This is a genomic window from Zestomonas carbonaria (genome assembly GCF_904061905.1).
In the GTDB taxonomy this organism is placed as follows: Bacteria; Pseudomonadota; Gammaproteobacteria; order Pseudomonadales; family Pseudomonadaceae; genus Aquipseudomonas; species Aquipseudomonas carbonaria.
The window spans coordinates 53,187-60,470 of record NZ_CAJFCI010000074.1; the positions used below are offsets into that span (position 1 = coordinate 53,187).

At 65.1% G+C, this 7,284-nt stretch carries 7 protein-coding genes; 2 read left to right on the top strand and 5 right to left on the bottom strand.

Features of this window, described 5'->3' with window-relative positions; translation table 11 throughout:
- Positions 1-20: 20 nt before the first annotated feature.
- The 5 genes from PSEWESI4_RS18550 to PSEWESI4_RS18570 all read right to left on the bottom strand — a co-directional run bounded on the left by PSEWESI4_RS18550 (position 21) and on the right by PSEWESI4_RS18570 (position 6,093).
- On the bottom strand, positions 21-749 hold the full coding sequence (locus tag PSEWESI4_RS18550) for a fimbrial biogenesis chaperone (protein ID WP_187672710.1): 729 nt from the start codon (positions 747-749) through the stop codon (positions 21-23).
- Positions 739-2,091, bottom strand: coding sequence for a fimbrial protein (locus PSEWESI4_RS18555; RefSeq protein WP_187672711.1), 1,353 nt, complete (start codon positions 2,089-2,091; stop codon positions 739-741). Before PSEWESI4_RS18555 ends, PSEWESI4_RS18550 begins: the two co-directional genes overlap by 11 nt.
- Positions 2,092-2,106: 15 nt before the next feature.
- The gene (locus PSEWESI4_RS18560) at positions 2,107-4,701 is read right to left on the bottom strand and encodes a fimbria/pilus outer membrane usher protein (protein WP_187672712.1); all 2,595 of its coding nucleotides are present in this window, start codon (positions 4,699-4,701) and stop codon (positions 2,107-2,109) included.
- Positions 4,685-5,437: a fimbrial biogenesis chaperone gene (locus PSEWESI4_RS18565; protein WP_187672713.1), complete on the bottom strand. Its 753-nt coding sequence runs from the start codon at positions 5,435-5,437 to the stop codon at positions 4,685-4,687. Before PSEWESI4_RS18565 ends, PSEWESI4_RS18560 begins: the two co-directional genes overlap by 17 nt.
- Positions 5,438-5,547: 110 nt before the next feature.
- Positions 5,548-6,093, bottom strand: a complete 546-nt coding sequence (locus PSEWESI4_RS18570) for a fimbrial protein (RefSeq protein WP_187672714.1) — start codon at positions 6,091-6,093, stop codon at positions 5,548-5,550.
- 478 nt (positions 6,094-6,571) lie between these two features.
- Here PSEWESI4_RS18570 and PSEWESI4_RS18575 point away from each other — a divergent pair, with 478 nt between their 5' ends.
- Together PSEWESI4_RS18575 and PSEWESI4_RS18580 are read left to right on the top strand one after the other, a co-directional pair.
- Complete coding sequence (locus PSEWESI4_RS18575) at positions 6,572-6,733, top strand: hypothetical protein (protein WP_187672715.1); 162 nt, start codon at positions 6,572-6,574, stop codon at positions 6,731-6,733.
- 35 nt (positions 6,734-6,768) lie between these two features.
- Positions 6,769-7,284 (top strand): Wzz/FepE/Etk N-terminal domain-containing protein (locus tag PSEWESI4_RS18580; protein ID WP_235978965.1); only part of this gene is annotated, 516 nt, incomplete at its 3' end.

Below are 7,284 nucleotides of genomic sequence, written 5' to 3' on the forward strand. Positions count from 1 at the left end.
GAAGGTCTTTGCTCGGGCACTCAGTGCAGACGTGCCCGGCCTTCCTGGCTGTTGCCGTCGTCGTCGATCCAGGTGAAGCGGATTTCGTCGCTGGCGGTTGCCGGAAGCCTGTGGGGCAGGGGCAATGGTTGTTGCGAGAAGGGGGAGAGCAATTCGCCCGGTATCTGCAGGCGGTCGCTGCCGTCGAGCAGTTGAAGGCTGGCCAGGGTGACGAAGTAGGGCGTCGGGTTCTCTACCCGCAGTTGGTCGCCGTCGAGGCTGAAGGCCAGCCGGGTTGGGGCCTCCTCCGCCCTCGGAGAGAGGTCGCGCGGGCGGTACAGGACTTTCATCTGGGTTCGCAGTGTGACTGTCAGCCGGGATTGTCCAGCTTCCAGCGGCTCGTTCGGCTGCGGTGGAATTTCATAGAGGTTCAGCCAGTACAGGGTCTCGCGGTCACGCGGCAGCGCCTGGCCGGTTGGCAGCAGGCGCAGGCTGCGTTGTTGGCCCGGCTCCAGGCGGAACAGAGGCGGCAGTGGCAGGAGCGGAGCCTGTGCGGTTTCCGGCGTCGAGTCCAGGGCGCCGTCGTCGATCCAGGCCTGGGTAACCACCGGATAAGGGTTGAGATTGACCAGCAGCAGCGATGCTTCGCGTTGGCCCTCGTGGAAAATCACCCGGGTGCGTTCGGCTGTGACGCCGGCCTGGACGTCGAGGCTGAACAGCAACCCCAGGCCAGCCAGCGCCAGGCGCAGGCGTCGTCGGTCACTGGACACGGATCACCACCTGGGCGGTGGCTTCCACGCGGCCCGGGGTGGCCGTGGGCTGGGTGCCTACCGAGAGCTTTTCCAGGCGCGCGCGGAAGATCTCGCTGTAGTGGGCGATGCCGCCGTTCGTGCCGGTTGGGTTGGAGGCCGCGCCGATCACCGGATACCAGCCGCGCGCCTGGGCGTTGCTGCCGTTGGCCGAGTCCTCGCTGGCCAGCAGGTTCATCGGGGTGCTGTTGCGGTACAGACGGATGCCCACGCCCTTCGCGACCCCCGGTTGGCCGTAGTTATCCGAGACCAGGTAGGCCAGTCCGCCATTGCTGTTGGCCAGGCCCAGCGCCGAGGACGCCGCCAGCGCGCCCGCGGATACCTTGATGCCCAGTGCGGTGCCCGTCGCCGCGACACTGTTGATCACGCCACTCTGGCACTTGAAGGCCACTTCGAACGGCATCTCGCGGAAAGCGCCGGCATTGACCTCGCCAAGGGAGATGGGCGGGAACACCACCCGTGGGGTGACGTTGGTCACCACGCAGGTCGGATAGCGCTTGAGCGTCACGCGGTTGTAGAGGCCGATCGCCCCGGGCCAGTAGTGGTGCCAGCCGCCCCAGTTGCCGCCGATGTGGGCCTGGCCGACGGTGGGGTAATCCAGCCCAGGCCCCTTGATGGCGATGTAGCCCGCCGGCTGGGTGTAGCCATAGATCTGCGATGGGGTGCCGGGGGAGTAGTAGCGGGTCGGTTCCAGCGGTGCGCTGAACAGTTCGGTACGTACAGCGCTGAGGTTCTTCGCCTTGACCAACTGAAAGCCGCGCGAGTCGATGTCCAGTCCGCTGAGCCGGCGCTCGCGCCAGACGTCGGTGAAGTATTGGCCGGTCTCCACGTGGGTCAGGCGCAGAAGGACGTTGGGCCAGGCTGTGCGGTAGGCGGCCTGCAGGCCGATGGAATTGCCGACGCTGTCGCCGCCGTCGTACCAGCCGCTGTAGAGGTTGTCGCCGTTGGTGGAGAACATCTCGTAGACCGCATCCTCCGGCGCACAGCGAAAGAACACCCGCTCCGGATCATAGCCGGCGGCGGCTCCGTACTGGGTGTGCGGTGCCACGGAGCTGGCGATCAGGGTCGGGTAGGGCTGGAAACCCGGGTCGCTGACGTTGATCACACTGGGCAGGCCGAGCGAGCCGTTGCAGGTATCGCAGGCTCCGGCCCAGGAGGCGGCGGTGCCTTCGCCGGGGCGGATCTGGGTATTGGAGGTGGTCGTGCTGCTGCCGACGCTGGTGACCTTGTAGCAGGTGGCCCAGGCATCCTGGGCCAGGAGCAGCGCTAGCAGCGGGGACAGGAATTGGACTGTTCGGAGCATCATGGCCTCTTCGATTCAACGCTGGGCGGAAGCGGGGGTGCAGGTGGCTTGCAGGCGGATCAGAACCTGGTCGCGCCGGGCCTTCTTGAGGTCGTAGGGCAAGTGGCAACTGTCTTGCGGCGCGTTGCCCCACTGCACGCGCAGCCGGCCCTGTTCGCCCTCGGCGCGGGCATAGACCTGGCTGCCCTGGCCGACCATGCCGATGTTCACGCCCTGGCTGTCGAACACGTCGGCGCCCAGCGGCAACGGTGTGCCCCCGGGCGTGCGCGCCTGGATCAACAGCGGGTGGCCGGTCAGGGTCTTGAACTCCACACGCACGCTGGCGCCGGCGTAGGGAGCGATCTTGCGTTCGGTCTCCATCAGCTCGGCGTTCTCGGATATGCCCTGTGGATCCAGGCTGATGGGGTTGTAGCGATAGGGCGACAGCGATGGCACCACGGCGAAGCCATTGCCGTCGATCCGCGCGCCCTGGCCGCCGCGCACGCCGGCTCCGCTGGCGCCACGGGCTTCGACCAGGGCGAAGGTATCGCCCACGTAGGGCCCGAGGGTCAGGCCGCCGCCGTGCAGCACGGCCGCGCCGCGCACGCCGCCGTTGACCTGGCGATAGTCGCTGCTTTCGGCGTAACCGACATTGAGCGTGGCCACGGCGGTCTGCTTTTGCAGATTGCCGTTCCAGTTGCTGCCCTGTCCCTCGCTGTCATGCCCGGCGGCCACCGCATAGCTGAGGGTGCGGTCTTCGCCGAGGGTGCCGTTGATGCCGGTCTGGTAGCTGGTGCCGCTGCTGTCGCCGGAACGCCGGGCGGCCATGGCGCTGAGGGTTGGGGCACGACTGGAGGAGCCCAGCGGCATCGACACGTTGAGGGTAAGGATGTTTGTGCGGTTGCGGCCTTCGCGGTCGATCGGCGACGGCGGTTGCGGCCCGCCGGCGACCGGGACGAGATCGCCGCGATACCAAGTGGTTTCCTGTCTCGAGTAGGCGATGTTGTAGCTGAGCTGGCGCCAGGTGTTGGAGTAGCCGAACTGCAACTGGGTGTCGCGGTTCTTCCCATCGTAGTAATCGCTGGTGGAACCGGACAGATAGAGGTTGCCGTAGCCGCCGAGCCCCTGGTTGATCAGGAGGGTGAACTGGTTGCGTTGCTTGTAGTTGCTGGAGTCCCAGTGCTCGCCGTGGTCGGCCGCCGTGCGCGAGCCGAGCACGTCGCCGAGGTCGCGATAGCCTTCCGTCGAGTAGCGGTAGCCGGCCAGGGTCAGCATCGTGTTGGTGGGCTGGAATGTACGGCTGTAGTTGAGGCCGATGCGCCAGCCTTGTTCGTGCTCGTCTTCCTCCACGCGGGCGCTGGAGAACGTGGTGTTGAGGCCGAAGGCACCGTAGGGTGTGGCCAGTACGCCGCCGCCGAGCAGTGCCAGGTAGTCTTCCGCGACGCGGGCGCCGAGGTTGGCGGTCAGCGCGTTGCTTAGGCCGTGCTGGTAGGTGAGGTCGCCGAACAGGTCGTCGCCGTCGCCATACTGGCGTGCCTGCCCCAGGGTGGCGCTGTAGCGCGACAGGCCCGGACGCATCGACTCGGGAACCGCCGAGAAAGGCACGCTGAAGCGCGACTCGCTGCCGTCCGCCTCGATCACCTGGACGTCCAGGTCGCCGTCGTAGGAGGTGCCGTACAGGTCGCTGATGACGAAGGGGCCGGGAGCGACCGTGGTTTCGTGGATCTTCTTGCCGTTCTGACTGATCACGACCCGTGCGTTGGTCGTCGCGGTGCCGCGCACCAGGGGGGCGTACTGGCGCTGGGAGTCGGGCAGCATGCGGTCGTCGGTGGCCAGGCGCAGACCCCGGTAGCCCATGCTGCCGAACAGGTTGCCCTCGGTGTAGCTCTCGCCCAGCGTCAGCTCGCTGCGCAGCCCTGGCAGGGCGCGTTGGGCGTAGCTGCGGATGCTGTTCCAGTCGCCATGGCTGCTCCCGTTGTAGTCGGAGTAGGTGTAGTTCGACTGGTGTCGCAAGCGCCACAGGCCGAGGTTGATACCGCCGTTCAGGCCCAGGTAGCCGTAGTCCGAACGGCCGCCGCTGTTGCCATCGAAATCCGAGCGGTAGAGGTTGGCGTCGTAGTTGACGAAGGCCATGCTGCTGCCGGCGTCCCATTCGTCCGGGCTGACGTAGCCGCGTGGCTTGATGTCGAGCAGGGCCTGTGGCACCGACAGGTCAAGGCGCAGGCGTGCCATGTCGAGGCTGAAGGTCGAACCGGGCAGGCGTATGGCCAGCCCCTGGCAGTCGTCATTGCCGGATAGCGGCACCGGTCCCGGCTGGGCGCCGAGGCTGCGACGCAGGAAGCGCTCGCTGAAGCAGGGCTCGACGCGCTGGTCGCTGGTGCGGAAGGTCACCGGCGCGCGGCTGCGGAACTGGCCATTGAGGTAGATATCGACCTGGTAGGTGCCGGGATCGGTGTGGTCGGCGCGATTGAAGCGTTCCAGGCTGCCGCCGGCCAGGTCGGAGCCCAGCAGCAGTCGGTCGTCGAAGTGGTAGCCGGTTTCGCCGTGGGCCAGGACGCTCGCCGCCAGTGCCAGACCGCCCAGGGCCAGTGACGCGGTGGGGGCACGGCGTGAGTCAAGGTTGAAGGTCATGGTGAATGTCCACCCGCGCGCCGTAGTCGTTGATCAGCAGGGCATGCAGGCGGGGCGTGCCGCTGGGCAATGCTCCGGGTGTCTGCGGCGCCCATTCGGTCTGGCCATGGGGTTCGACCATGCGGGATTGCAACGCCCATTGGCGGCCGCCGACCTTGAGGCTGGCGCTGCCGAAGGAGGCGTAGTAGCCAGTCGGGTTTTCCACGCGTACACGCCAGTCGCCCGCGCTTCCAATCAGGCTGAAGCGCAGCTTGCCGGGCAGTTGTTCGGGAGATTCGGCGATGCCCGAGGGGCGATAGAACAGCTTCAGGCGATTGCGCAGCATCACCAGCATCTGGTTGCGGTCCGCCATGGCCTCGTTGCGCGGTGGAATCTGCAGCACATTGAGGTGGAAGAGGGATTCGCGGTCCTGAGGCAGACCCTGGCCGGTGTAGACGATGCGCAGGGTCTGGCCGCTGCCCGGGGCCACGCGGGAGACGGCGGGGTTGATCAGAAAGGGCGCGTCGGCCCGATCCGGGGTGGAGGCAGGGTCGTTCACATCGATCCAGGCCTGCACCACATTGGGAAACGTGTCGTTGTTGGTCAGTTGTACGGTCTTCTCGCGCGCTTCGCCGGGGTAGATCACCCGGGTACCGGTAACCACCACGCTGGCATCGGCCAACAGGGCGTGAGTGGAAAACAGCAGGCCGAGCGCGAGAGTCGCCGCACCGCTGGGGCAGCGTCGTTGGGCAATCATCCTGTTCACCTCGTCGACGGGGGGGGCAGCCACGCGAACGCCTGTCGGGCGCCCGGTCGTGGACCCGGAGTGTCGGGGAAAGGGGCGGCACCCGTGGGTGCCGCGCAGGGTCACTCGTAGCGCAGGGTGTAGGTCACCGAGCTGAGGACCGGACCGGGGGTGACGGTGGCGGCTTCGGAAACGTACTGCACCGCGTAGTCGTAGGTGGTTTCGGTCTGGCCGTCGGCGAGGACGATGTCGCCGGCTTCCACGGCCGCACCGCCGGCCAGGTTCACCGGATTGCCGGCCGGGGCGTCGAGCAGTTGCAGGGCCACGCCGGTGGCGCCGGAGGCTGCGGTGTTGGCCAGGTGGCCGGAACCGGTCGGATTGGTCGCCTGGAAGAGGGTGGTGAAATGCTCGTCGGCACCGCTCGGGGCCGAGCAGCCGGTCAACTGAAGGGTGAAGGTGGTTTCGCCTGTGGTCCGGCCGACGCCGCCATTCAGCGCACTGGCAGGTACGCTTTCGAGGACCACGGTCGGGTCGGTGGAACCATTCACCACGGCCTGGCAGGTCTGGTCGGTGACTTCGCCATTGAAGGTGATGGTATTGGCAGCCAATGCAATTCCCGGCACGGTGATGATTGCCGCGACAGCCAGGGCTTTTGCGTGTTGCTTCATGGTTTCGCTCCTTGATGTGGCATCCTTTGCCCATCGTAATGGTGTATTTGCATCGAAGTGTCTAATACAACTATCTGAAGTTCTGGAGTGGAATCACCGTGGCGTCACTGCCAGGCAGGCGCCGAAGTTGTTCCGCTCGCGACTAGGTTGTCAGCCTTGTCCATGGTTTTTCTACGGGTAATTAACATTTGTTCAGGTTCTTAAAGATTCTTCAGATTCTTGAATGACGGTTACTGTTCGTGGTCGAAAGTTTCCCGCTCTCTATGTAACGGCGCTTGATTGGCTACGCCATCCGGCTCCGATTGAGCGGTTGACCATTGTTAACATTATGGGCAGTCGATTTTCTTGACGGCTGGAATGTCACTGCTATTTCATCTGGTCAGTATCTTTCATGCATGTCTGAAAGTGCATGTCTGCACTTCGCAATCAACTTGGCTGTGCCAAGTCCTGCATTATGTGGATGGCAAGGAAGTTTCCCGTGCGTAATGTTTTCCGGCTGCTGGGTCTTGTTCTTGTTGTGATCCTCTGCATGTTGTGGGGCAACCGGACCTATTCGAGCGATGTCTTGCAGGTTCCCGGAACCAGCGTGTCCATTCATGCGGAAATGGCCAAGGGAGCGTTTCTCAAGAGCGCTCTTTGATTCTCGAAAGTGATTGCCGGGCAAAGGGGACTTTCATGGATGGACAGGTACAGTTATTGCGCCAACCGGTGAACGACGAGATCGATCTGGTTGAACTGGCGCGCACGCTCTGGCAACAGAAGCTGCTCATCCTCTTCTGCGCCGTGGCCGTCTCGGCCATCGCCGCGCTGTATGCCTTCACTGCCACCCCCTACTACCGGGTGCAGAGCATCCTGCGCCCGACGCCCATCAAGGAGCTGGATGCCCTGAACCAGAGCGGGGTCTACAAACTGAATCCCGACGCCGCCCTGCAGCGCATGGGGATCGCGCTCGAGTCCTACGCCAATCGCCTGGAGTTCTTCAGGACGCACCCGGACCTGTTCGTGGAACTGCAGCAACCGAACCTCACCCTGGAGCAGTCGTTCGAACGCTTCAATCGTGACGCCTTCACCGTCCTCAAGCCGGACGCCAAGAAGGACACCAGCATGGGCCGCTATGTCGGCATCGCCATGAGCTACCCCGCCGGCGTGCAAGGCCCCGAAGCCCTGAACGGCCTCGTCGATTACGTCATC

What these genes read in the sequence shown, in the direction of transcription:
- PSEWESI4_RS18555 (WP_187672711.1), bottom strand. Translation starts at nt 2,091, where the DNA reads ATGCTCCGAACAGTCCAATTCCTGTCCCCGCTGCTAGCGCTGCTCCTG.
- PSEWESI4_RS18560 (WP_187672712.1), bottom strand. Translation starts at nt 4,701, where the DNA reads ATGACCTTCAACCTTGACTCACGCCGTGCCCCCACCGCGTCACTGGCC.
- PSEWESI4_RS18565 (WP_187672713.1), bottom strand. Translation starts at nt 5,437, where the DNA reads ATGATTGCCCAACGACGCTGCCCCAGCGGTGCGGCGACTCTCGCGCTC.
- PSEWESI4_RS18570 (WP_187672714.1), bottom strand. Translation starts at nt 6,093, where the DNA reads ATGAAGCAACACGCAAAAGCCCTGGCTGTCGCGGCAATCATCACCGTG.